3 protein-coding genes are annotated in these 2205 nt (G+C 60.0%); all 3 read right to left on the bottom strand.

All coding sequences use genetic code 11. The features are described 5' to 3' along the window. Positions 1–498 (bottom strand): DUF5672 family protein (locus tag WB528_RS03020; protein WP_423886948.1); only part of this gene is annotated, 498 nt, incomplete at its 3' end. After that, complete coding sequence (locus WB528_RS03025; protein ID WP_423886949.1) at positions 491–1543, bottom strand: glycosyltransferase; 1053 nt, start codon at positions 1541–1543, stop codon at positions 491–493. The genes WB528_RS03025 and WB528_RS03020, both read right to left, overlap by 8 nt. Beyond that, positions 1540–2205, bottom strand: a 666-nt coding sequence (locus tag WB528_RS03030; protein ID WP_423886950.1) for an SPASM domain-containing protein, incomplete at its 5' end; no start/stop codon positions are given. The genes WB528_RS03025 and WB528_RS03030, both read right to left, overlap by 4 nt.

The raw sequence follows: 2205 nt of genomic DNA on the forward strand, positions 1-2205 counted from the left end.
CGCCTCGTCAGCCCACTTAAATTGCGGGAGCCGCGGACGATACTGCCGGCACAGAACGTCATCCTCAGGCATGGCCAGCGGAAATTCCGCTGGATGGGCTGCCAAAAAATCGATTAGCGCTTTGGAGCGAATACAGAAGCCGCTGTTACCGACATTAAGTCCATCGCGATACCACCACGGCGCCCCGATATAATCGCAATCGAGAAACTGCGGCCGCCACATCGCGGGATCAACGATCCAGCTGTCCCAGTGAATGAACAGTACATGGCTGGTCTTGATGTAGCGTGGCACCTCATAGGCCGTAAACACGCCGGCTTGCTTCAAGTCAACGAACGGTTCGATCTGGATGGCTTCGGTCTGCGATCGTAGAGGTCGGTCGGTAAAGAGCTTCACATCGCCGAAGCGGACGTGCCGGGTGCACTCGGCGACCGCCATCTCCGTCAGTTCGTGGGCGACGGTGTAAATCGCCACCAGTGTGAGATTTGGTAGATCAAGCATATTGCCTCACCTGCGTGCTGCTGCGTTCGGCGACCAGACCGGCCCATAACGCCACGAATGCGTCGGCCGAGTGCGCCGGTGACTTTCTTTGCGCCGCTCGCGCAGCGTTAGCTGCCATCTGCTCGCGGAGCGAGGGTGTCTGCACGAGTCGCCTCAGGCACGACACGCATTCGTCGATGGTGTGCGCGACAAACCCAGACTTGCCATGGGCGACGATTTTCGTCTCCGCCGGATTATCAAGCACGACCGGGACAAGACCCATCGACATCGCCTCGACGAGCGCATTCTCGGCGGTGCCGTAGTGGTCGCGCCGCAGCGGATAAAAAAAGATATCGGCTTCGGCGAGCGCCGACAGAGGGTCGAGCGTGTGGCCCCGCAGCGCGATCCGTTCAGGGTGGCGCATTGCGGCCGCCCAGGCTGCCACTTCAGGGTTGATGTGACCCCACAATGCTATCGGCGCCAAGTCACCATCCATGTCATCGTCGAGGGCGTCTACAGCGTCGAAGATTTCGCGATGCAGTTTTTTGAAGTCGACAGTGCCGAGATAGGCGATCGCCGGCTTTCGCAAGGGCGGCCGCGCGTGCGACCGCATCCCAGTGAAGCCGAAACCGCTATTGATGACGGAGGTTCTGTTGCGAATTGCCCACGGCACGATTGGCAGCGAAATATCGCTAGTAAGCACAAGCCGATCGACTGCCAGGAAGGTAGGTAGCGCCGGCGCGAACAGACCGGAGACGTGAGACCAGCATACGGTTTTGACGCCCGGCGCGAAAGCAAGCTGCGCATATTGGTTCAAAAGCGGGTGGCCCCAATACTCAAGCTGGACAATATCGGCTTGGAGAGCCAGCGCGCGAATCTGCGCGGGATCGCGCTCGACAACGACACGGCCCCCGGAGCGCACGATAACGTGCGCGTGTCGCCGGTCGATCGGCGGTTCGAGCAACAGGAACGTCTGCTCGACATCGCGCGGCAACTCGCGAGCGATCGCCGCATGGGCCTTACCGATGCCGCCGCCCAAATGAGCGGCAATGTGCAGAATTCTCATGCCGCCGCCTCGGTTACCTCTGGGCCTGAAACAATACCGCCCGGCGCCGTGGCTGAAGGTTCCAGGTGAACCGCTTCCTTGAACTTGGCGAGCAGCTCCAGCCGGTGAGCATCGATATTGTCCGGCAGGCAATGACTGAGCTGGCCGCAACCGCCACAGACGGCGTTCTGCCGGCGCCGGCCTTCAAGATGCTGCAGACGCAGCGCGTTCATCAACTGCGAAGTCCAGATTTCCTTCATAGACTGCCGGCGCACATCCCCGATCACCAGCTTGCGTCCCCAATCGAGAAAGCAGGCGCTGACCAGGCCGTCGGCATTCACCGAGTAGCCGTAGAAAATGTACGGGCAAGTGTCGGTGTCGCCCACATCCTGCTGATAGATGCCGCGGCTGATTTCGACGCCGGTGTACTGCGCAATGTCAAATTGCGGCCAGCACGGCGCGAAATTCTCAACGAAGATGCGATCGCAATGGTCGCCGAAGGTGTCGAAGAAGGCTTGACGTTCCGCCTCGTCGATGAGTTCGGCCGGGATCTTGACCGCGATTTCACAGTTGCCCCGATTGGCGTAGAGCCATTTGACGTTTTCAACGAACCGGCCGAAGTCGAATTTGAACCCGGTGAATTTCCGATAGGTGTCGGCGGTCATCCCGTCGACCGAGACGTT

Source organism: Bradyrhizobium sp. (genome assembly GCF_049586575.1).
In the GTDB taxonomy this organism is placed as follows: Bacteria; Pseudomonadota; Alphaproteobacteria; order Rhizobiales; family Xanthobacteraceae; genus Bradyrhizobium.

Excerpts from the sequence above, each read along its gene's own strand:
- WB528_RS03025 (WP_423886949.1), bottom strand. The coding sequence starts at position 1,543 with ATGAGAATTCTGCACATTGCCGCTCATTTGGGCGGCGGCATCGGTAAG.